General features: G+C 61.5%; 23 protein-coding genes. 10 read left to right on the plus strand and 13 right to left on the minus strand.

Annotation, left to right across the window (positions count from 1 at the left end):
- Positions 1–121: 121 nt before the first annotated feature.
- The 4 genes from HX811_RS08980 to HX811_RS08995 all read right to left on the minus strand — a co-directional run bounded on the left by HX811_RS08980 (position 122) and on the right by HX811_RS08995 (position 3205).
- Complete coding sequence (locus HX811_RS08980; protein WP_003218118.1) at positions 122–523, minus strand: biopolymer transporter ExbD; 402 nt, start codon at positions 521–523, stop codon at positions 122–124.
- Position 524: 1 nt separating this feature from the next.
- Positions 525–1250: a MotA/TolQ/ExbB proton channel family protein gene (locus HX811_RS08985; protein WP_085984637.1), complete on the minus strand. Its 726-nt coding sequence runs from the start codon at positions 1248–1250 to the stop codon at positions 525–527.
- Between the two features lie 50 nt (positions 1251–1300).
- Positions 1301–2113: an energy transducer TonB gene (locus tag HX811_RS08990; protein ID WP_003218120.1), complete on the minus strand. Its 813-nt coding sequence runs from the start codon at positions 2111–2113 to the stop codon at positions 1301–1303.
- A gap of 240 nt (positions 2114–2353) precedes the next feature.
- Entirely contained in the window at positions 2354–3205 is an 852-nt protein-coding gene (locus HX811_RS08995; protein ID WP_177045605.1) for a LysR family transcriptional regulator, read from the minus strand.
- Positions 3206–3310: 105 nt separating this feature from the next.
- Here HX811_RS08995 and HX811_RS09000 point away from each other — a divergent pair, with 105 nt between their 5' ends.
- The 7 genes from HX811_RS09000 to HX811_RS09030 all read left to right on the plus strand — a co-directional run bounded on the left by HX811_RS09000 (position 3311) and on the right by HX811_RS09030 (position 8765).
- Positions 3311–3772 (plus strand): nucleoside deaminase, encoded by a 462-nt coding sequence (locus tag HX811_RS09000; protein WP_102606281.1) that lies wholly within the window; start codon positions 3311–3313, stop codon positions 3770–3772.
- The gene (locus HX811_RS09005) at positions 3759–4958 is read left to right on the plus strand and encodes a CynX/NimT family MFS transporter (protein ID WP_177045607.1); all 1200 of its coding nucleotides are present in this window, start codon (positions 3759–3761) and stop codon (positions 4956–4958) included. The genes HX811_RS09000 and HX811_RS09005 overlap by 14 nt, the downstream gene beginning before the upstream one ends.
- Positions 4959–5032: 74 nt before the next feature.
- Positions 5033–5965, plus strand: a complete 933-nt coding sequence (locus tag HX811_RS09010) for a LysR family transcriptional regulator (RefSeq protein WP_003218124.1) — start codon at positions 5033–5035, stop codon at positions 5963–5965.
- Between the two features lie 130 nt (positions 5966–6095).
- Positions 6096–7268 (plus strand): L-dopachrome tautomerase-related protein, encoded by a 1173-nt coding sequence (locus tag HX811_RS09015; protein ID WP_003218125.1) that lies wholly within the window; start codon positions 6096–6098, stop codon positions 7266–7268.
- Positions 7269–7280: 12 nt separating this feature from the next.
- Entirely contained in the window at positions 7281–8162 is an 882-nt protein-coding gene (locus HX811_RS09020) for a LysR family transcriptional regulator (protein ID WP_177045609.1), read from the plus strand.
- A gap of 14 nt (positions 8163–8176) precedes the next feature.
- Entirely contained in the window at positions 8177–8362 is a 186-nt protein-coding gene (locus HX811_RS09025) for a hypothetical protein (RefSeq protein WP_177045516.1), read from the plus strand.
- Positions 8363–8453: 91 nt separating this feature from the next.
- Positions 8454–8765, plus strand: a complete 312-nt coding sequence (locus HX811_RS09030) for a putative quinol monooxygenase (protein WP_003218128.1) — start codon at positions 8454–8456, stop codon at positions 8763–8765.
- A 38-nt stretch (positions 8766–8803) separates the two neighbouring features.
- On the opposite strand, the gene HX811_RS09035 is transcribed toward HX811_RS09030, so the two are convergent.
- Positions 8804–9883, minus strand: a complete 1080-nt coding sequence (locus tag HX811_RS09035; RefSeq protein ID WP_177045610.1) for a fatty acid desaturase — start codon at positions 9881–9883, stop codon at positions 8804–8806.
- A 101-nt stretch (positions 9884–9984) separates the two neighbouring features.
- Between HX811_RS09035 and HX811_RS09040 the strand changes: the two genes are divergently transcribed.
- Positions 9985–10989, plus strand: coding sequence for an AraC family transcriptional regulator (locus HX811_RS09040; protein WP_003218131.1), 1005 nt, complete (start codon positions 9985–9987; stop codon positions 10987–10989).
- Positions 10990–11134: 145 nt separating this feature from the next.
- Here the strand turns inward: HX811_RS09040 and HX811_RS09045 are convergent, their stop codons facing one another.
- Entirely contained in the window at positions 11135–11500 is a 366-nt protein-coding gene (locus HX811_RS09045; protein ID WP_003218132.1) for a response regulator, read from the minus strand.
- A gap of 38 nt (positions 11501–11538) precedes the next feature.
- Positions 11539–12225: a Crp/Fnr family transcriptional regulator gene (locus HX811_RS09050; RefSeq protein WP_177045613.1), complete on the minus strand. Its 687-nt coding sequence runs from the start codon at positions 12223–12225 to the stop codon at positions 11539–11541.
- A gap of 83 nt (positions 12226–12308) precedes the next feature.
- Here HX811_RS09050 and HX811_RS09055 point away from each other — a divergent pair, with 83 nt between their 5' ends.
- Positions 12309–12833, plus strand: a complete 525-nt coding sequence (locus tag HX811_RS09055) for a DUF962 domain-containing protein (protein WP_177045615.1) — start codon at positions 12309–12311, stop codon at positions 12831–12833.
- A gap of 122 nt (positions 12834–12955) precedes the next feature.
- Here HX811_RS09055 and HX811_RS09060 read toward each other — a convergent pair whose 3' ends face one another.
- The 6 genes from HX811_RS09060 to dibA all read right to left on the minus strand — a co-directional run bounded on the left by HX811_RS09060 (position 12956) and on the right by dibA (position 19310).
- Positions 12956–13936: a sulfate/molybdate ABC transporter ATP-binding protein gene (locus HX811_RS09060; protein ID WP_003218138.1), complete on the minus strand. Its 981-nt coding sequence runs from the start codon at positions 13934–13936 to the stop codon at positions 12956–12958.
- A gap of 3 nt (positions 13937–13939) precedes the next feature.
- Entirely contained in the window at positions 13940–14812 is an 873-nt protein-coding gene (cysW, locus tag HX811_RS09065) for a sulfate ABC transporter permease subunit CysW (RefSeq protein WP_177045617.1), read from the minus strand.
- Positions 14813–14825: 13 nt separating this feature from the next.
- Positions 14826–15644 carry a sulfate ABC transporter permease subunit CysT gene (gene cysT, locus HX811_RS09070; RefSeq protein WP_003218141.1) on the minus strand — a complete coding sequence of 273 codons (819 nt, stop codon included), beginning with the start codon at positions 15642–15644 and terminating at the stop codon, positions 14826–14828.
- Between the two features lie 163 nt (positions 15645–15807).
- Complete coding sequence (locus HX811_RS09075) at positions 15808–16818, minus strand: sulfate ABC transporter substrate-binding protein (RefSeq protein WP_003218143.1); 1011 nt, start codon at positions 16816–16818, stop codon at positions 15808–15810.
- Positions 16819–16894: 76 nt separating this feature from the next.
- Complete coding sequence (gene oscA, locus HX811_RS09080) at positions 16895–17077, minus strand: sulfur starvation response protein OscA (protein WP_003170956.1); 183 nt, start codon at positions 17075–17077, stop codon at positions 16895–16897.
- A gap of 322 nt (positions 17078–17399) precedes the next feature.
- On the minus strand, positions 17400–19310 hold the full coding sequence (dibA, locus tag HX811_RS09085; RefSeq protein WP_177045619.1) for a phosphodiesterase DibA: 1911 nt from the start codon (positions 19308–19310) through the stop codon (positions 17400–17402).
- A 166-nt stretch (positions 19311–19476) separates the two neighbouring features.
- Between dibA and desA the strand changes: the two genes are divergently transcribed.
- Positions 19477–20661, plus strand: a complete 1185-nt coding sequence (desA, locus tag HX811_RS09090) for a delta-9 fatty acid desaturase DesA (protein WP_003218147.1) — start codon at positions 19477–19479, stop codon at positions 20659–20661.
- The last annotated feature ends 20 nt before the right edge of the window (positions 20662–20681 follow it).

The raw sequence follows: 20681 nt of genomic DNA on the forward strand, positions 1-20681 counted from the left end.
CTGTAAGAGCGGAACCATAAGTAGCCGTTACCTAAATAACGGATATGTACTCCCCCCAAAGCAAAAAAAAGGCCGCACCCTGCCAAGGAGACGGCCAAAAAAATTGTCGAGGCATTTGAAACTAACGTGCAGTAATCACCGACAGCTTGGTAATCCCCGCCCGCTCGATCGACGCCATGGCTCGCGCCACTTCGCCGTAGTTCACTCCATCATCAGCCTGCAGTTGCACCCGCACATCCGGGTCCTTGGCCTTGGCCGACTGCAAGTTGAACTCCAGCAAATCCGGCTGGATTTCATCCTTGTTGATAAACAGTTTGCCGGCCGCATCAATGCTCACCACCAGCGGGTCCTTCTGCTCCACCGGGGCCACGGCCTCGGTCTTGGGCAAGTTGATCGGAATCGCATTGGTCAACAACGGCGCCGTGACGATAAACACCACCAGCAGCACCAGCATCACGTCCACCAGCGGCGTAACGTTGATCTCGCTCAGCACCTCATCACTGTCTTGCGTGGAGAAGGCCATCTCAGGACGCCTCCTTCACTTTTTGCGCGCCACCCTGGGCACCGGCCTTGCTCAGCGTCGGGTGCAGCAACACACGGAACGAGTTCTTCTGCGCCAGGCTGTAGAAGTCGTGGGCGAAGTCGTCCAGGTCCGCAGCCGTGAGCTTCAGGCGACGCAGGAAGTAGTTGTAGACCAGCACCGCCGGCACCGCGACGGCAATACCCACACCCGTGGCAACCAGTGCCGCACCGATCGGCCCGGCCACGGTTTCGAGGCTGGCGGAACCGGCGGCGCTGATGCCTTTCAGGGCTTCCATGATCCCCCACACAGTGCCGAACAGGCCGATAAACGGCGAGGTGCTGCCGATACTCGCAACCACGGCCAGGCCGGTTTCCAGGGAGCGACGCTCACGCACGATCTGTTGGCGCAAAGCGCGTTCAAGACGGTCCTGATGGTTGATCGCCTGGCTCAGGTCAGCAGCGTGTGGCGCTTCACCGACCTGGATCGCGGCGTAACCGGCCTGGGCCACACGAGCGGCGGCGCCGGGTTTGGTTTCAGCGAGTTCAGCGGCCGAGTCCAGGCTGGATGCCGCCCAGAACTGTTTGTGGAACTTGCGATCCTGGGACTTGAGGCGGCCGAACTGGACGCCCTTGAGCAGGGCCAGGCCCCAGGTAGCGACCGAAAAGACCACCAGCAGCCAGATCACCGCGCTTTCGATGGATTCAGTTGGAGATGCTAATGCCATGATGTTTTCCCTCTGTGCAGGTCGCGATGTGTCCAACACACCGCATCCAATAATTAATGAATCTTGAAATCGATCGGTACGCTGACCCAGCCGTCCTGGGCCACATCACCCTGCTTGGCCGGTACAAAACTCCAGCGCTTCACGGCAGCCAGTGCGGCTTCGTCGAGTTGCTGGCGACCACTGCTTTTCTGAATCTGGATCTCACCCGGCTTGCCGGTGGCCAATACATGCACCCGCAACAGCACCGTGCCTTCCCAACCCCGGCGCTGGGCCAGTGACGGGTATTCCGGCGCCGGGTTCTTCAGGTACGCGGCGTTGGCCGAGGCCGGTGTGACCGGCGCGGGCGCAGGCGGTGCCGGCGGTGCTGGAGCCGGTGGCGCGGGTACAGGCGGCGCGGGCGGCTGCTCGGCTACCGGTTTCGGTGCGGGCTTGGGCACAGGCTTTGGCACCGGCTTGGGTTTCGGAATCTTTTTCGGCGCCGGCTTGGCGGCCAATTCATCAACCACCGGCGGCGGTGGCTCGACAACCGGTGGCGGCGGCGGTGGCGGTACAGGCGGCGGCGGCTCCACAACCGGCGGAGCCGGCTGGGAAAATTCGATCGTCATCGGCGGGATTTCCGGCGGCACAATCGGCAGCACCGGGGTTGGCTTCTGGCTGACCCAATAGATCACCGCGCCATGCAAGGCCAGCGCGAGAATCCCCAACAGGATCGCTTCACGCCGACTCAACACACCCTTCGGGGTTTTCTGCGTACGCAACTGCCCCAACGGCGCGCGATGCGGCCGGCCAAGGTCGACCAACTCACCACCCGGTGCGTGGCGCCACTGCGCCTCTTGTGCACTGGCGGCGGTCTGGACATTGCCCATTGATTAACTCCCCTGCGGTCTTAAGCAAAAAAACCGACGGGCCTGCCTTGGCGGCCGTCGAGGGCTGAATCATCGGGGGCAGACGCTTATCTCTTAAAGTAATCTTTAAAGTTATAGATAGATCTAAATTGAATAACCGAAACATCCGGATACGCCGAAGCCACGTCCTGCGCGGCCTGGCGCCGAGGGGGAAAATCTCAATGCTTTTGAGGCATACAAAATATTCACTGAAGGCATGGCTCAGCGTAGATTACCGGCACACAAATCCTGCAATTGGCGTAGCAACGCCTGCCCGGCCGCACCAAGGCCGTTACGGCCATACAGCGCCAGCCGCACGCCCTGCACCGCAGGCAAACCGCTGTTCGCGCCCAACACCACGTGCCCGGGCTGCACCACCCGCACCGGCAACAGGCTGATCCCCAGCCCCGCCGCCACCGCCGAACACACGCTGGCCAAGCTGGCGCTGGAATAACCGATGCGCCAGCGCCAGCCGCCTACCTCCAGGTGATGCAGCATTTCATTGCGGTACAGGCCGCCAGCGGGAAACGCCACCAACGGCAGCGGATCACGTCCCAGGGACGGCGAACTGCGGCTGTCGACCCAACACAACGGCTCCGGCCAGGACACCAGGCAGTCATCGCTGTCACCCATTTGCTTGACCAGCAGCACGTCGAATTCACCGCCGCGATAATCCCGCAACAACTCCGGCCCCAAGCCGCTGGTGACCTCCAGGCGCACCCGGGGATAAGCCTGCACAAACGCCGACAGCAACGGCATCAGGCGCTCGGCCGCAAAGTCCTCGGGCACCGCCAGGCGCAACACGCCATCGCTCTGCTGATTGATCAGCACGTCGGCCGCCTCTTCGTGCAGCGCCAGGATGCGCCGCGCATACGCCAGCAAGCGTTCACCTTCCACCGTGGCTACCACGCGGCGCTGGTCGCGGTCGAGCACCTGGCTGCCCAGTGCATCTTCCAGGCGGCGGATCTGTTGGCTGACCGTGGACTGGGTCAAGTGCAGCCGCTCGGCCGCGCGGGTGAAATTGCCGCAATCGACGACGGCAACAAAGCTGCGCAACAACACAGGATCGAACATGGGCTCACCATTCCATTTGCCACTGATTGGCATGGTTATATTTAATTTCAGAATACCCCTGCGGCTGCCCATACTTCACGCCTCATTGCGCACGAGGGGTTTTCCATGACTGACGATCAACAGCATCTGCATCACGCCGTGCAACTGGCCAAGGCCAACGTAGCCGCCGGTGGCCGCCCGTTTGGTGCGGTCCTGGTGCGCGACGGCAAGGTGCTGGTGGAAGCGGTCAACGAAATCCACTTGAGCCAGGACCCCACCGCCCACGCCGAGATGCTCGCCATCCGTGCCGCCAGCCAACAACTCGGCCCGCGCCTCGACGGTTGTGTGATCTACGCCAGCGGCCAGCCCTGCCCGATGTGCCTGAGTGCGATGCACCTGTGCGGCATATCCCGTGTGGTGTTCGCTGCCAGCAACGACGTGGCGGCGCCCTTTGGTTTGTCCACAGCAGCGATCTACCAGCAACTGGCGCTGCCGCTGGCGGAGCAAAAATTGCCCGTGCAGCACCTGCCGCAGGCAGCGATGCAAGCCCTTTACCGCGAGTGGCAGGCCCTGCATGACGCTGAATAATTCGTTGGCCGGCAAGCTCGCCGGTTGGGGTTTGCTGGTGGTGCTCGGCCTGAACCTGCGGCCCATCCTCAGTTCCATCAGCCCGTTGCTGGGGGAAATCCGTCTGGCCACCGGCCTGAGTTTCCAGAGCAGCGCCCTGCTCACCAGCCTGCCGGTGATCTGCATGGGCCTGGTGGCGCTGGTAGGTGTGCGCCTGGAGGCGAAGCTGGGGGAGCGTCGCGGAATCGCGCTGGGCTTGATGATGATTCTGCTGGCGTGCCTCGCGCGCTGGCTGTTTGGCCAGGCGCCGGCGCTGCTGGCCACGGCATTGTTCGGCGGTGCGGGTGTGGCGCTGATCCAGGCGCTGGTGCCGGCGATGATCAAGCGCCAGTTTCACCAGCGCGTGCCGTTGGCGATGGGGGTTTACTCGGCTTCGCTGATGGGCGGCGGTGGCTTGGCCGCCCTGCTCAGCCCGTTGGTGGCGGGGCATTTCCAGCAGTGGCAGGCGGGGCTCGGGATCTGGCTGCTACCGGCCCTGGGCGCACTATTGTTGTGGGCGTGGCTGCCATTGGGTGCGGCGAAAAACCCGCAGGTGACGGCGCCGTTCCAGGGCCTGCGCAACCGTCGGGCGTGGTTGCTGGCGCTGTATTTCGGCCTGGTGAATTGCGGCTACATGAGCATGGTCGCGTGGCTGCCGGCCTACTATCAGCAGTTGGGTTGGGGCGTACTGCCCAGTGGTTCGCTGCTGGCGTTCATGACGATCTTCCAGGTAATCGCCGCGCTGTTGATGCCGGCACTGGCGCAACGTGGCATTGATCGTCGACCGTTACTGAGCATCAGCCTGCTGGCCCAGACCGTGGGCTATATCGGCCTGCTGACGGCGCCGCTGGAATTCCCCCACGTGTGGGTGGCGTTGATCGGTTTCGGCCTGGGAGCGTGTTTCGCCCTGAGCCTGTTGTTGACCCTGGATCACCGCCGCGACCCTCGGGAGGCCGGCCAACTGGCGGCGTTCGTCCAGGGCGTGGGCTTTTTGATCAACGCCGTATCACCGTGGCTGACCGGCTGGCTGCGGGAATTGACTGGCAGTTTCGTAAGCGCCTGGATGGTGCTGACGCTGACGGTGGTGGCGATGCTGATACTCACCCGGGTGTTCAGCCCGGCCACCTACCGCACAGGCTCTATGGATATGCAATTTGAATCTAGATAAAACAATGAACATTCTTTTGCGGAATAAGCGAGGCGATTAGAATCGCGGTTTCCTTCAGGACGCCGGAAAACTCCATGGACCTTCGCCAACTGCGCTACTTCATTGCTCTGAACGAGTACCGCAGTTTTGTGCGCGCCGCCGACGCCATGGGCATTACCCAGCCGGCGTTCAGCCGCAGCATCCAAAGCCTGGAACAGGAGTTTGGCTGTGTGCTGGTGGACCGCGCCCACAAAGACCTGCGCCCCACTCCCGAGGGCCAGGTGGTGTTGCAACATGCCTTGTCGCTCGTTCAGGGGGCGGCGCGGCTGAGCCACGAAGTCACCCGCATGACCAAGCTCGACGCCGGCGAATTGCGCTTTGGCTGCGATGCCGTGGCGGCGGTGAACCTGGTGCCTGGGGCGATCGCACGGTTTGTCGGCGCTCATCCACGAGTACGCAGCGGTTTGCATGTGGATAACTGGGAAAAACTCGGACGCAGTTTGAGTCGCGAAGAGATCGAATTCTTCATCGCCGATGTGCGCCACTTCGAGGCCGATCCGAATTTCCAGACCCAGGCCCTGACACCCCGGCGCAATGTATTTTTCTGCCGCGCCGGGCACCCGTTACTGGCCAAGGACAGCCTCTCGACCAACGACTTGTTTGACTACCCGCTGGCCACACCGCTGATCGCTCCCGGGGTACGCAAGCTACTGGCCAACCTGAGCGGGCGTGTCGACTTTTCTCCCGCTATCGAACTGGAGCAGTTTGCGGCGCTGGCAGCCATCGTGCACCAGTCCAACGCGATTGGCCTGGGTGCCGAGGATGCGTTTGCCGAAGACTTTGCCCGTGGCGCACTGACGGTGTTGCACTGGCGCAACGTGCCTCACAGCCTCGACAGTTTGAACAACCGCTGCGGGATCATCAGCCGTACCGGGTTTCGCTTGTCGCCGGCGGCGAAGGCGATGATCGAAACCCTGATCACCGTGGATACCCCCTCTGCTGAAGCAAGCTTGCTCGCCCGCAATTAAAAAACCAGGCTTGCGCGCGACAGCCCATTCTCTTGATTTCAATGAAACTGTTATCGGCAATCAGCGGGTTTTTTCGCCTGCCGGGAACCGACACCATTGGCTCCAGAACAGAAAAACCTGGAGCCCTGCCATGTACTTGAAATACCCAATCAGTTGGACTGCCCTTGCCTTGGCAGCGGCCCTCACCGGCACCGCCGCCCAGGCTTCCATGCCGGCGAACCTGCCCGCCGATCAGAGCGTTGGCGCCATCGAGCAGGTGCACGCCTTCCACGATGCCATGCCCACCGGCGTGAGCGTTACCGAGACCGGACGCATCTTTGTCAACTTTCCTCGCTGGGGCGACGAGGTGCCGTTTACCGTCGCAGAACTGCGCGACGGCAAAGTCGTACCCTACCCTGACCAGGCGATAAATCAGGCCAACCCCAAAGACCCGGCCAAAGGGTTTATCAGCGTACAAAGCGTGGTGGCCGACGGGCGCGGACGCCTCTGGATACTGGACACCGCGGCGCCTGGCTTCTCGCCTCCACAGCCAGGTGGTGCCAAGCTCGTCGCAGTTGAGCTCGCCACCAACAAGGTGGTCAAGACCCTCGTATTCCCGAAAAACGTCATGCTGCCCGGCACCTACGTCAACGACATGCGCTTTGATTTTCGCGTGGGTGACCAAGGCGTGATCTATATCACCGACTCTTCACTTACCGGCCCGGGCGCGATCATCGTCATGGACATCGCCAGTGGCACGGCCATACGCCGGCTCAGTGGTGCACCCTCGACCTCGGTCGACCCGAACTTCGTACCCACGGTCGAAGGCCAGGTCCTGAAAGTGCGGGATGCCAAAGGCGGCACCCAGCCTTTTGCCGTGGCTTCGGACGGCATCGCCCTGTCGGCTGATGGGCAGACCTTGTATTTCTGCCCGCTGTCGAGTCGGCACCTGTACGCCATCCCCACGGCACTGCTGCGTGACGAGACAGTCAGCGAAGCACGGCTCGAAATGGCGGTCAAAGACCTCGGGGAAAAAGGCGCCTCGGACGGGCTTGAAGCCGACGCCTCGGGGGCCGTGTATGCCGGCGACTACGAAAACAACAGCGTGCGCAAACGGCTGGCGAACGGGCAATGGCAGACCATCGTCCATGATCCGCGTGTGCTTTGGCCCGACACACTGTCAATCGGTCCTGATGGCTACCTGTACTTCATCGCCAATCAGCTGCACCGCCAAAGCATCTTTCACGCAGGCAAAGACTTGCGCCAGAAACCCTACAGCCTGCTGCGCGTGAAGATCGATGCCGCGCCGGCGCCCACACACTAGCGGCGCCGAAGCATGAATATTGATGCGTTGAACCTGTTCATGCGATCAACAGAGCTGGGCAATATCACCGCAGCCGGCAGGGAGCTGGGACTCGCGCCCTCGGTGGCCAGCCACAAACTGGCGAAGCTTGAAGAATACCTGGGCATGCGCCTGCTGCATCGCACCACTCGCCAGGTCAGCCTGACCGAAGACGGTGCGCTGTTTCTGCCCCATGCAATCCGGGTGCTGGCAGCCGTGGACGAGGCCTATCTGGTCGCGGTGAAAGGCAAGGACGTGGCCAAGCGGGTGTTAAGAGTATCCGCCCCCGGGTCCTTCGCGCGGATGTGCCTGATGCCGGCCATCACCCGGTTCCTGCACGCCAACCCGAAGCTGAAGATCGACCTGATACTGTCCGATCAAATGCAGGACCTGACCGAGATCGGGATTGATGTGGCAATCCGCATCGCCGCCCTGAAGGACTCATCCCTGGTGGCGCGCAAGCTCGGCTGCGACCGACGCATCCTGTGTGCGGCACCCGCCTACCTCCAGGCGCATGGCGAACCGACTTCACCTGCGGAGCTGGTCAATCATTCCTGCATCCTGCTGGGCGACGAGGACCATTGGCGTTTCGTGGGTGCCCGGTCACACAAAGTCACGACAATCAGTGGTTCGCTCAGAGTCAATTGCGGCGAAAGCGCACGGCTTGCCGCGGAGGGTGGGCTCGGCATCGTCTCTGTTTCACAGTGGAACGCCAGGCCCTCACTGGAAAGCGGCGCATTGGTGGAAATCATGCCGTCCTGTGTCCTGGAGCAAACCCGGGATATCTGGGCGATCTACCCCAGCGCGCGGTTGATCTCATCCAAGGCTCGGGCTTTCGTCGAGTTCATGATCGCCGAGTTCCAGGGCGATTTTTAGCATCGGAAAAAATCATGACGCTGACTCACCAAGCTGCAGGCAAAACAAATCTCGCGAGCGGTCCACGCGTCGTTCGACTAGGGGTGACAGACTTGTCGTTCCATCGGGTTACCGCTGCGGTGGTAGCGCTGGTGTTGCAACGCATGGGCCTGACCGGGCAAAGACGGCCGTTCGATTCCGAGGCCTTTTACGAATTCTGAATTCGCGGCGTGCTGGCTACAAGGGCCTGCCCACTGAGGCTAGTTTGGCGATGCAGATGTTCTGCAATCTCCCCAAACCGAGGATTCCAACATGCTCTACCTGGTTTTCAGCGGCACCATTAAAGAAGGCAAACAGGCCGAGTTCTATCGTGATGTAGCGGCCGTTTCACAAAAGCTCACCCACCAGCACGACAAGGCCGTGGTCTATCAATGGCATAAGGATGAAGAGAACCCCAACCGGTTCTTTCTCAACGAACAGTGGGAAAGCGTCGCGGACCTGCACGCGCATTTCGAAACGCTCTACAAAGCCTTCGGCCCGGCGAAACCCACCGAGCGCCTGCCGGCGAAAATCCTCGCGTACCTGGATGAAGCACAGGTGAACTTCTACCAGGCCATTCAGTAAATCGCACCCGGTCACCCCAGGGTGACCGGGACGCTTGCTCAGCTCGCTGTCCTTTCCACCGGGTTGAGTTCGCTCAGCCGTCCCTCCTGGCGCTCAAACCGATTGGCCCGGGCAAACGTGCCGAAATCGTTGAAGCGCACGCCCATCTCCGCCATCACCTTGTGCGCCGTTTTCACCGTCATCTGGCGGATGTAGAACGGCTCCTTGACCACGAAATGATGGATCCCGTGGGTGCTGCCGAAGTTGAAGCAGAACGCTTGCAACGGCCACAGCCACCACGGGTTGAGCACCTGGGTTTGCTGGATCACGTTGCCCGGCTCGATGTCGCCGTAGTAGTGCATGTTGGAGCTGACAAAGTGCAGGCAGAAGGTACGCAGCACGTTGGGGCCGATGATCACCACGGCGGCGATGTCGATGATGTGCATCACCGCCAGCGTGTTGGCCGACCAGTCGATCGGCGCGCCCAGCAGGCTGGCGATGCCATTGGCGGCATGAAAGCCGAGGAACACATACCACGCGCCCCAATGCAGCAGCGCCAGCGGTGCGTAGACCAGCGCCGTGCGCTTGAGAATGCCCAGCTTGTGCTTCCAGGTTGGTGCCCGCAGCACCCGGATCAGTGCCGACATGATGTTGTCGCCGACCATCAGCAAGCGTGCCAGGCCCCACGGTTCACCGTTGGTGATCGCGCGCTCTTCGATGTCGGTTTCGCTGCCGGAAACCTTGTGGTGATTGAGGTGGATATGGCGCCGTACCCAAGGGTTGATGGTGCTGGGCCGCGCCAGCCACACCAGGCCCATCATCAGGTTGTGGGGCAGGCGCTGCTTGCGAAAGTACATGCTGTGGATCAGGTCGTGTTCCAGTTCGTGGGTCAATGACGCGAGGAATGCGTTGAGCAGCAGGCACACCCACCACGCCATGTGCCCGGTGATATACAGCGCCGCCGAACCCAGCATGCCCACCAGGGCAAAGGCCAGGATGCCCGCGCCCAACGCATCCTGATGCAGCAGCCAGGGGTGGCGCTGGCGCAATAACAGCCCCTCGGCCAGCACCACTTCACGGATATGCGCTGAACGCTGTTGTGCGTTCATCTGCCGGGGGCTTGCAGAAGTACCGTCCATGCTTCCATCCTCTGTCTTATTGATGCGTACATCCTGCCCTATGCGATCTGGCGGGACGCTAGCCCCACACGCCAACCTGTTGACCGCAAGCGCCAATCAACATGACCGAACCGACCTCTCTCGCCAGCTGGACCCGCGCCCTGCGCAAGCAGCTCGACGCCCTGGGCCTCGACAGCGCCGCGCTGTGCGCCCAGGCCGGGCTCGACCCGCAGTTGATGGAAGATCCGAACGCGCGCTACCCGCTATCGGCCACCACGCGCCTGTGGGAACTGGCGGTACAGGCCAGCGGCGACCCCGCGATTGGCTTGCGGGTGTCGCGGTTTGTCAGCCCCACCACCTTTCACGCGCTGGGTTATGCGCTGGTGGCCAGCGGCAGCCTGCGGGAAGTGTTCGAGCGGATCGTGCGCTATCACCAGGTGGTCAGCGACGCCCTGAGCCTGGAGCTTAGCCGGGAGGGCGAACGTTACCGCTTTCGCCTGCAACAGCCCGCCGGTACACCCGCACCCGCGTTTGAGGCGATTGATGCGTTCGCCGCGATTTACGTGCGCACCTGCCGCAATCGCCTGGGCCGGGAGTACGCGCCGCTGGCGGTGTACCTGCGGCGGCCCGAGCCGGCTGATCCCAAGCCGTGGCACACGGTATTTCGCGCGCCGGTGTTTTTTGCCGCCGAGGAAGACCGTCTGGAATTTGCGGCCCGGGACTTTGACAGCCACCTGGACGATGCCAACCCCGAGTTGGCCGAGCACAATGAAACCGTGCTCAAGCGCACCCTGGCGCAACTGCGGCCGCTGACCTGGGAACGCAAGGTGCGTTCGGCCATTGAGGCGCAGTTGCCTGACGGTGAGCCGAGTGCCGAGCGCATCGCTCAGGCGTTGCATTTGAGCTTGCGCAGCTTGCAGCGGCATCTGGCGGATGAGGGCTGCCGGTTTGATGCGCTGCTGAACGAATGCCGGGAGAACCTCGCGCTGCTGCATCTGCGGGATCCCGAGTGTTCGCTGGCGGAGATCAGTCATTTGCTGGGGTTTGCCGATACCAGCAGCTTCAACCGGGCGTTCAAGCGCTGGACAGGGATGACGCCGGGGCAGTTTCGGGATGGGTTGAGGTAGCTGGAGTTGCGGTGGCTGTGAGGGCCTCTTCGCGAGCAAGCCCGCTCCCACATTTGACCGAGTACATCCTTTGGAATGCGGTCAAATGTGGGAGCGGGCTTGCTCGCGAAAGCGGTCAATCAAACACCCCAAAAGCCAGTGGCAGTCAGCGCCCCCGATCCCGCCGCAACACCTTCTTCACCCGCGCCACCAAGGCCCGGGCCTCAAACGGCTTGAGCAAATAATCATCCTCATGCAATTCCAGCCCACGCAGCCGATCTTCAATCCCGTCAGGCGTGGTCAAAAACAACATCGGCGTCTCACCCTTCAACCGAATCGCCTGCTGCAGCTTCCAGGCATTCAGCCCCGGCAGCATCACATCCAGGATCACCAGGTCGTATTCGGTGCTTTCCACAAAGCGCAGGGCCGCCATGCCATTGGCCGCCACCTCCACCGTGTAGCTGGCCTCTTCAAGACTGCGGCCCATCGCCTCGGCCGCCTCTGACTCGTGTTCCACTAGCAGGACGCGCATAACACACCTCGAATAATCGTGAACGCAGGCTACCACCCTCAGGCATGCGCCGCCTCGCGCAAACGTTGCGGGTCGAGGATTTCGATCTCGCCATAGCCCAGGCGCACGATGCCCTGGCCTTGCAGGTCCTTGAGCAACGCATTGGTGGTCTGGCGCGACAGGCTCAGCATCGCGGCCAAGTCTTCCTGGGGCAGTTGCAGCACCTGCCGGGCCTGCTCGATGTCGCCATAGCCCTCGGCGATCATCAGCAGGCGGTGCGCCACCCGCACCGACGCCGGCATCAGGCTCAATTGCTCGATATTGATAAAGGTCAGGCGCAGCTTCTGGCTCATCAACAGGGCCATGTCGCGCCAGTAACGCGGAGTCTGTTCAAGAATGTGCAGCAACGCCGGCTGCGGCACCTGCAACAACGTACAAGGCCCGACCGCGCAAGCGTCGTGAGTGCGGGGCAACCCGTCGAACAGGGAGATCTCGCCGAACCAGTACGGTAATTCCGCCAGGCTCAACACTGCCTCCTTGCCCTGCTCGTTCACCGCGCTGATACGCAGGGAACCTTCCAGCACCGCATACAACCCACACGGCGGATCGCCGCGTTTGAACAGGTATTGCCCCGCCGTCAGCTGCCGCAACCGGGCGCTGGCCAGCAAGCTATTCTGTAGATCAGCAGGCAGATGGCTGTACCAGTGACCGGTGGCCAGGCGTGGGTGCCATTTCTCTGCATCCATGAGAACTCCGAAGATTGTCGGCCAGTTGACAGTGTGTCGTGGGCCTACAGGGCATGATCAAACATCCTACAGGAGGAACAACAATGAAAAGCCTCGTCGACCATCTCAGTCAATACGCCGCCTACCACCGCGACCCGCGCAATATCGCCAGCCACTTTATCGGCATCCCGCTGATTGTGGTGGCCGTGGCCGTGCTGCTGTCACGCCCCGAATGGACGGTGGCCGGGCTGTGGCTGTCGCCCGCGGTGGTAGTGGCGCTGCTTTCGGCATGGTTCTACCTGCGCCTGGAACTGGCGCTCGGCGTACTGATGACGGTGTTGATGGGCCTGTCGGTGTGGGCCGGGCATGTGCTGGCGGCGCAAAGCACGCTGGTGTGGCTGAGCAGCGGCATCGGCATGTTCGTGGTGGGCTGGGTGATCCAGTTTGTGGGGCATTACTACGAGGGGCGCAAGCCGGCGTTTGTCGATGACGTGTCCGGGTTGATCGTGGGGCCGTTGTTCGTGGTGGCGGAGTTGGCGTTCCTGGTGGGGCTGCGGCATGAGCTGAAGCGGCAGATTGAAGAGCGCTCAGGGCCCCTGGCCGTGCGGCACAAGAACGCCACGGCCTGACAAGCAACACAAGCTAAATGTGGGAGCTGGCTTGCCTGCGATGCTGGCACCTCGGTGTCTCAGGCATACCGAGGTGATGCTATCGCAGGCAAGCCAGCTCCCACAGGGGTTTTGCAGTGTTCTTAGGCTTTTTGCCAGACCTTGGGCTTGAAGAACAACGTCTCGCCCCGCGCCAGGCCGGTCAGGCTGTCGTGGTCTTTTACCACTTCGGCTTCGATCAGTTCGCTCTGGCCTTCGACCTTCAGGGTCACCCGGGTGGTCGCGCCAAGCGGGCGAATATCACGCACTTCAGCCGCGTGGTGGTCTTCCAGTTCATGGCGCGACAACGACACTTCATGCGGGCGGAACAGCACGTGCTTGTCTTCACCCAAATGCAGGCGGTTGGAGTCGCCGAGGAAGTGATAAACAAAATCACTGGCCGGGTTTTCGTAGACTTCGCCCGGTGAGCCAATCTGCTCGATCACGCCCTTGTTCATCACCACAATGCGGTCCGCCACTTCCATGGCTTCTTCCTGGTCGTGGGTCACGAACACCGAGGTCAGGTTGATGTCTTCGTGCAGGCGCGCCAGCCAGCGGCGCAGTTCTTTACGGACCTTGGCATCCAGGGCGCCGAACGGTTCATCCAGCAGCAGCACTTTCGGCTCTACCGCCAGGGCGCGCGCCAGGGCGATACGCTGGCGCTGGCCGCCGGAGAGTTGTTCCGGGTAGCGATCCGACAACCAGTCGAGCTGCACCATGTTCAGCAGCTCGTGGACTTTCACGGCGATCTGGCTTTCGGTGGGGCGCTGGTTTTTCGGTTTCATGCGCAGGCCGAACGCGACGTTGTCGAACACGGTCATGTGGCGGAACAGCGCGTAGTGCTGGAACACAAAGCCGACGTTGCGATCACGCACGTCGTGGCCGGAGACGTCTTCACCATGGAACACGATGTTGCCGGCATCCGGGGTTTCGAGACCGGCGATGATCCGCAGCAGGGTGGTCTTGCCGCAGCCGGACGGGCCCAGCAACGCCACCAGCTCGCCACTCTGGATGTCCAGATTGATGCTGTTCAGGGCCTTGAAGGCGTTGAAATTCTTGCTGACATTACGGACTTCGATCGACATGACTTATTCCTCACCAGCACTTTTGCGCAGGCGGTTGATACGGTTCTCGCTCCACTGCTTGAGCAGCAGGATGAAGAGCGCCAGGATCAGCAACAGGCTCGCGACGGCAAACGCGGCGACGTGGTTGTATTCGTTGTAGAGGATCTCGACGTGCAGCGGCAAGGTGTTGGTCACGCCGCGAATGTGGCCGGACACCACCGACACCGCACCGAACTCACCCATGGCCCGCGCGGTACACAGCACCACGCCGTAGATCAGGCCCCACTTGATGTTCGGCACGGTGACATGCCAGAACATCTGCCAGCCGTTGGCGCCCAGCAGGCGCGCGGCCTCTTCTTCCTGGGTGCCCTGCTCCTGCATCAGCGGGATCAGCTCACGGGCCACGAACGGCACGGTGACGAAGATGGTCGCCAGCACGATGCCCGGCAAGGCGAACACGATCTGGATGTCATGGTCCTGCAGCCACGGGCCAAAGAAGCCCTGGGCGCCGAACATCAACACGTAGACCAGGCCGGCGATCACCGGCGATACCGAGAACGGCAGGTCGATCATGGTCACCAGGATACTTTTGCCACGGAACGAGTACTTGCTCACGCACCAGGCGGCGCTGACGCCGAACACCACGTTGAGCGGTACCGAAATCACCACGGCGATCACCGTGAGTTTCAATGCCGACAGCGCGTCCGGCTCAAGGATCGCGGTGAAGAACGCACCCAGGCCATTCTTCAGGCCCTGGGACACCACGATAAACAGCGGCAGCAACAAAAACAGGAAGAACACCAGCCAGCCAAGGCTGATCAGGATGCGTCGGGACACCGCACTGCCACGACGGGCAGCGTTGGCCGAGGACGCGGCGGAAATAGACGATTGGGACATGTTCCGCGCCTCCTTATGGGTGTTCGATGCGCCGCTGCAGCAAGTTGATCAGCAGCAGCAGGACAAAGGAAACCACCAGCATCAGCACACCGATGGACGTGGCGCCGTGGTAGTCGTATTGGTCGAGCTTGACCATGATCAGCAACGGCAGGATCTCGGTTTTCATCGGCATGTTGCCGGCGATGAAGATCACCGAACCGTACTCACCGACACCTCGTGCAAACGCCAAGGCGAAGCCGGTCAACCAGGCCGGCAGCAGCGCCGGTACCAGGATGTAGCGGAACACTTGCAGGGGCTTGGCGCCGAGACAGGCGGCGGCTTCTTCGATTTCCCGGGGGATATCGGCCAACACCGGCTGCACGGTACGCACCACGAATGGCAGCGTGACGAAGGTCAGCGCCAGGGTGATACCCAAGGGGGTGTAGGCGATCTTGAAGCCCAGGTCGGCGGCGAACTGGCCTACCAGCCCGGTGGGCGTGTACAGCGCGGTGAGTGCAATACCGGCGACGGCGGTGGGCAGGGCGAACGGCAAGTCGATCATCGCATCGATGATCTTGCGCCCGGGGAAGGTGTAGCGCACCAGTACCCATGCCAGCAGGGTACCGATCACGCCGTTGATGATCGCGGCATACAACGCAGTGCCGAAGCTCAGTTTCAACGCCGCCAGCACACGCGGTGCGGAGATGATGTTCCAGAACTGATCCCAGGTGAGTTGAGCGGCATGTACAAACATCGCCGCAAGGGGGATGAGTACGATCAGGCTGAGGTACACCACGGTGTAGCCCAGCGTCAGCCCGAAGCCGGGTATGACGGGGGAGATACGACGCGACATAAGAGTCCTTGGTTAGCGGGTAGATACCACTGTAGGAGCGAGCTTCTGTGGGAGCTGGCTTGCCTGCGATGCCGGCACATCGGTGTATCAGTTACACCGAGGTGATGCTATCGCGGGCAAGCCCGGCTCCCACAGAAAGCTGGCTCCTACAGTTTGATTTTGCTTACTGCGCCGAGTAGATCTGGTCGAACACGCCACCGTCATTGAAGAATTTCGGTTGGGCAGTTTTCCAGCCGCCGAAGTCTTTGTCGATAGTCACCAGGTCCAGTTTCGGGAACTGCTGGGCGTATTTGGCGGCGACTTTCTCATCGCGTGGGCGGTAGAAGTTCTTCGCCGCAATCTCCTGGCCAGCCGGGCTGTACAGGTGCTTGAGGTACTCGGTGGCGATCTCGGTATTGCCCTTTTTCTCAGCGTTCTTGTCGACCACGGCCACTGGCGGCTCGGCGAGGATCGACAGCGAAGGTACAACGATGTCGAACTTGTCGGCGCCGCCGTCTTCCTTCAGGGCCAGGAAGGCTTCGTTTTCCCAAGCCAGCAACACGTCACCCTGACCGTTGTTGACGAAGGTGATGGTCGAACCGCGCGCGCCGGTGTCGAGGATCGGCACGTGCTTGAACAGCTCTTTCACGTATTCCTGGGCCTTGGCTTCGCTGCCACCGGCTTTCAGGCCGTAGGCCCAGGCGGCTAGGAAGTTCCAGCGGGCGCCGCCGGAGGTTTTCGGGTTCGGGGTGATCACCGACACGTCTTTCTTGATCAGGTCGCCCCAATCCTTGATGCCTTTAGGGTTGCCCTTGCGCACCAGGAACACGATGGTCGAGGTGTACGGGGTGCTGGCGTCCGGCAGGCGGGTTTGCCAGTTTTCCGGCAGGGTCTTGCCCAGTTTTGCGATTTCGTCGATGTCGCCGGCCAGGGCCAGGGTCACGACGTCGGCGCGCAGGCCGTCGATTACCGCGCGGCCCTGCTTGCCCGAACCACCGTGGGATTGCTGGATCTTGACGTTGTCACCCGGGTGCGACTGCTTCCAGAAGCTGGTGAATTCAGCGTTGTAGTCCTGGTAGAGCTCGCGGGTGGGGTCGTAAGACACGTTGAGCAGTTCGTAATCCTTGGCAACAGCGGAACCGGCAAACACGGCACTGGCCAGTGCTGCCAGGGCATAACGGCGAATCGACGACATAGAAGGCTCCTGAAATTCTTGGGTGTTGGCTTTTTTCTTATAGTTGCGGGTCTTGCAATCGAATCGCCGGTGTTGCTCAGCTCGGTTTGTTGCCCGGGTTCTGCAAACGGAATTTCTCTTTGCGTTCGATTTGTACTACCTGGGCGTTGTGCACAGTGATTTCCACCGCGCCAAACCGCAGATCGCGCAGGGCGCTCTGGATCTCGCGCAAAATGGCTGCTTCGTCCTGGCCGTCAACGCTACGTAGAGATGCGCTCATGGTCGTGCTCCTGAAATGAGAAGTGCCTCGCAGTGGCGGCACTGCTTGCGGCGTGAGGGCGATAGTAGATAAGCGCGGATATTCTTAAAAATACTATTTAAGAATGTTTATATAACCAGAAAGAATTTTCTGGTGGGACGAGGGGTTGCGAGGGGTTTTGCGGGACGACCCGTGAAATAAAGCCGTGTGGAGATCCAAATGTGGGAGCGGGCTTGCTCGCGAAGGCGGTAGGTCAGTGACAGATTTGCTGACTGACACACCGCCTTCGCGAGCAAGCCCGCTCCCACATTTTGGCTCTGTTTCAAATCAGGACAGGCGGTGGTTAACGAATGGTCGGCGCCCTCGCCCAATCCAGCTCACTGGCCGGCATCGGCCGACCAAACCAGTACCCCTGGCCAAGGTCACAGCGCTGTTCCAATAGAAACCGCGCCTGCTCAACCTGCTCGATACCTTCGGCATGCACCTGCATGCCCATGCTCTGCGCCAACGCGATCACTACCCGCACGATCGCCGCATCGTCCTCATCCCATGGCAACCCGGCGACAAAACCCTGGTCGATCTTGAGCTTCTGCACCGGCAAGCGCTTGAGCCGCAGCAGCGATGAATAACCGGTGCCAAAGTCGTCGATGGCCAGGCGCAAGCCGAGCTCACGCAGGCGATGCATTTGCTCAAGGGCGACTTCCGGGTCTTCCATCACCGCGCTTTCGGTGACTTCCAGCTCTAAAAGCGCCGGATCCAGCCCCGTGTCGTGCAGCACCTTGGCCACTTGCTCATACAGCTCACGCCGGGCAAACAGGCGGCTGGACACATTCACCGCGAGAAACGTCAGCGGTGCGCCGTCTGCCAGCCATTGGCACATCTGGCGGCAGGCCTGGTCCATGACCCAGGCGTCGATGTCGGCAATCAGCCCGGTGCGCTCGGCAATCGGGATGAATTCCCCCGGCGGCACCAGCCCGCGCTCCGGGTGCTGCCAGCGCACCAGGGCTTCGACGCCGATCATTCGGCTGTCTTGCAGGTCGTGCACTGGCTGGTAGTAAACCCGCAGCTCCTGCTGATCCAGGGCGCGGCGCAGTTCACCGGCCATTTCCACGCGGTGCTGGGCGTGGGCGGTAAGCTCTTCGGTGTACAAGGCGTAGCCTTCGCGGCCGGCGCTCTTGGCCTTGAACAACGCGGAGTCGGCGTTGCGCAGCAATTGCTCGGCGCTCAGCGCGTCGCTGGGGAACAGGCTGATCCCGATGCTCACGCTGATAAACAGTTGATGGCCGTCGAAGATGACCGGTTCTTTCATCGCGTCGAGAATACGTTGCGCCAGGGCGGCGGCCTGGCCCACCTGTGGACAACTTTCCGCCAGCACCGCGAACTCGTCACCGCCCAGGCGCGCCAGGGTCACGCCGGGGCCGAACAGGCCTTGCAGGCGCTCGCCGACGGCCTTGAGCAACTGGTCGCCGACGTTATGGCCGAGGCTGTCGTTGATGATCTTGAAATGGTCGAGGTCGAGCAGCAGCAAGGCGCAGCCACGTTTATGGATCTGCGCGGAGGCCAGGGCCTGTTCGGCACGATCGGTGAACAGCAGGCGGTTGGGCAGGTCGGTCAGCGGGTCGTGATGGGCCAGGTGCGCCAACTCGCTCTCGGAGTGCTTGATGGCGCTGATATCGGAGAACACCGCGACGTAGTGGCTGATATGGCCCTGCTCATCACGGATCACCCGGATGGTCTGCCACTGTGGATAGATTTCGCCGCTTTTACGGCGGTTCCAGATTTCACCGCTCCATTCACCGTCACGTTCCAGCGTCTCGAACATCGCCTGGTAGAAACTGGCCGAGTGGCGCCCGGACTTGAACAGGCTCGGCTGGCGCCCCAGCACGTCTTCGCACTGGTAGCCGGTGATTTCGATAAAGGCCCGGTTGACGTGAACAATCAGCCCCTGGGCATCGGTGACCAGCACCCCTTCGCGGGTGCAATCGAACACGGCGGCGGCCTGGCGCAGGCGCTCGCGGTTTTCCTTCAGTGGCTGCTGAATCAGGTTCGCCCGGGCAAAGTGCGCGCAGAGCAGGTAGATCGCCAGGGCACTGAGGCTGACCCACAGGTAACCGCGTATCTGAAGCCAGCGGCCCAGCTCCACGGGTTCATCGATAAAGTTGATCAATACCTGATGGCTGAGCTGAATCCACACAATCGAAACCAGCAGGTACATCAGCCCGGCACGCAGGGCACCTCGGTATGAAAACAGCATATGTTCAGTAATCCTTACTAAAAAACCAGATTCGCCCTACAAAGGTTACGGATTATAGAATAAGAAACATCCAGTCACTCCTATCTGAAAGGGCGGCTGGTTTTATCTGTAGGCTTAGTGATAATGCGCAAGCTGGTTTTTTCTTTATCTGAGGGCCATACAGCCTATGTGGTACAACGGTTTTCTTGACTTGTCGGCCTGGCAACTGGTGGCAGTCACTCTGTTGATGACCCACGTGACCATTGTCGGGGTCACGGTCTATCTGCACCGCTATTCAGCCCACCGCTCCCTGGAGCTCAATGCTGGCCTGAAACACTTCTTCCGCTTCTGGCTGTGGCTCACCACGGCGCAGAACACCCGCGAGTGGACCGCTATCCACCGCAAACACCACGCCAAGTGCGAAACCGTCGACGATCCCCACAGCCCGGTGATCAAGGGCCTGTCCACCGTGCTGCGCAAAGGCGCCGAGCTGTATCGCGCCGAAGCCGAGAACCCCGAGACCCTGCGCATCTACGGCAAGAACTGCCCGGAAGACTGGATCGAGCGCAAGCTCTACACCCCGTACCCGCTGCTGGGCGTGGCGATCATGGGCGTGATCGACCTGCTGCTGTTCGGCACCATCGGCATCACCATCTGGGCCATCCAGATGATGTGGATCCCGTTCTGGGCTGCCGGCGTAATCAACGGCCTGGGTCATGCCATCGGCTACCGCAACTTCGAATGCCGCGACGCGGCGACCAACCTGATTCCCTGGGGCATCATCGTGGGTGGCGAAGAACTGCATAACAACCACCACACCTACCCCAACTCCGCCAAGCTGTCGGTGAAGAAGTGGGAGTTCGACCTGGGCTGGGCCTGGATCAAAGTGTTCAGCTTCCTGCGCCTGGCCAAGGTGCAACGGGTCGCGCCGATCGCCCACCGGGTCGAAGGCAAGGGCAGCCTGGACATGGACACCGCGATGGCGATCCTCAACAACCGCTTCCAGATCATGGCCCAGTACCGCAAGTTGGTGATTGGCCCGCTGGTCAAGCAGGAACTGGAAAAGGTCGATCACTCGGTGCGCCACCAATTCCATCGCGCCAAGCGCCTGTTGTCACGGGAGACCAGCCTGCTGGATGACCGCCACCACGTGCGCATCCAGAGCATGCTGGAACACAGCCAGGCCCTGAAAGTGATCTACGAGAAGCGCCTGGCGCTGCAACAGATCTGGCTGAAAACCAGCACCAACGGCCACGACATGCTGGCGGCGATCAAGGAATGGGTGCACGAGGCCGAGGCGAGCGGGATTCAATCCCTGCGGGACTTTGCCCATCAGCTGAAGACCTATTCGCTGCGGCCTGCCGCGGTCTGATACGGCTGTAGCGAGCCGAT

Origin of the sequence: Pseudomonas sp. F8002 (genome assembly GCF_013385495.1) — a bacterium.
In the GTDB taxonomy this organism is placed as follows: domain Bacteria; phylum Pseudomonadota; class Gammaproteobacteria; order Pseudomonadales; family Pseudomonadaceae; genus Aquipseudomonas.

Excerpts from the sequence above, each read along its gene's own strand:
- HX811_RS09010 (WP_003218124.1), top strand. The coding sequence starts at position 5,033 with ATGGACCTTCGCCAACTGCGCTACTTCATTGCTCTGAACGAGTACCGC.
- HX811_RS09015 (WP_003218125.1), top strand. The coding sequence starts at position 6,096 with ATGTACTTGAAATACCCAATCAGTTGGACTGCCCTTGCCTTGGCAGCG.
- HX811_RS09000 (WP_102606281.1), top strand. The coding sequence starts at position 3,311 with ATGACTGACGATCAACAGCATCTGCATCACGCCGTGCAACTGGCCAAG.
- dibA (WP_177045619.1), bottom strand. The coding sequence starts at position 19,310 with ATGCTGTTTTCATACCGAGGTGCCCTGCGTGCCGGGCTGATGTACCTG.
- HX811_RS09055 (WP_177045615.1), top strand. The coding sequence starts at position 12,309 with ATGAAAAGCCTCGTCGACCATCTCAGTCAATACGCCGCCTACCACCGC.
- HX811_RS09075 (WP_003218143.1), bottom strand. The coding sequence starts at position 16,818 with ATGTCGTCGATTCGCCGTTATGCCCTGGCAGCACTGGCCAGTGCCGTG.
- HX811_RS09035 (WP_177045610.1), bottom strand. The coding sequence starts at position 9,883 with ATGGACGGTACTTCTGCAAGCCCCCGGCAGATGAACGCACAACAGCGT.
- HX811_RS09025 (WP_177045516.1), top strand. The coding sequence starts at position 8,177 with ATGACGCTGACTCACCAAGCTGCAGGCAAAACAAATCTCGCGAGCGGT.
- HX811_RS09040 (WP_003218131.1), top strand. The coding sequence starts at position 9,985 with ATGACCGAACCGACCTCTCTCGCCAGCTGGACCCGCGCCCTGCGCAAG.
- HX811_RS09045 (WP_003218132.1), bottom strand. The coding sequence starts at position 11,500 with ATGCGCGTCCTGCTAGTGGAACACGAGTCAGAGGCGGCCGAGGCGATG.
- HX811_RS08980 (WP_003218118.1), bottom strand. The coding sequence starts at position 523 with ATGGCCTTCTCCACGCAAGACAGTGATGAGGTGCTGAGCGAGATCAAC.
- HX811_RS09030 (WP_003218128.1), top strand. The coding sequence starts at position 8,454 with ATGCTCTACCTGGTTTTCAGCGGCACCATTAAAGAAGGCAAACAGGCC.
- cysW (WP_177045617.1), bottom strand. The coding sequence starts at position 14,812 with ATGTCCCAATCGTCTATTTCCGCCGCGTCCTCGGCCAACGCTGCCCGT.
- HX811_RS09020 (WP_177045609.1), top strand. The coding sequence starts at position 7,281 with ATGAATATTGATGCGTTGAACCTGTTCATGCGATCAACAGAGCTGGGC.
- desA (WP_003218147.1), top strand. The coding sequence starts at position 19,477 with ATGTGGTACAACGGTTTTCTTGACTTGTCGGCCTGGCAACTGGTGGCA.
- cysT (WP_003218141.1), bottom strand. The coding sequence starts at position 15,644 with ATGTCGCGTCGTATCTCCCCCGTCATACCCGGCTTCGGGCTGACGCTG.
- HX811_RS09005 (WP_177045607.1), top strand. The coding sequence starts at position 3,759 with ATGACGCTGAATAATTCGTTGGCCGGCAAGCTCGCCGGTTGGGGTTTG.
- HX811_RS09050 (WP_177045613.1), bottom strand. The coding sequence starts at position 12,225 with ATGGATGCAGAGAAATGGCACCCACGCCTGGCCACCGGTCACTGGTAC.
- oscA (WP_003170956.1), bottom strand. The coding sequence starts at position 17,077 with ATGAGCGCATCTCTACGTAGCGTTGACGGCCAGGACGAAGCAGCCATT.
- HX811_RS09060 (WP_003218138.1), bottom strand. The coding sequence starts at position 13,936 with ATGTCGATCGAAGTCCGTAATGTCAGCAAGAATTTCAACGCCTTCAAG.
- HX811_RS08995 (WP_177045605.1), bottom strand. The coding sequence starts at position 3,205 with ATGTTCGATCCTGTGTTGTTGCGCAGCTTTGTTGCCGTCGTCGATTGC.
- HX811_RS08990 (WP_003218120.1), bottom strand. The coding sequence starts at position 2,113 with ATGGGCAATGTCCAGACCGCCGCCAGTGCACAAGAGGCGCAGTGGCGC.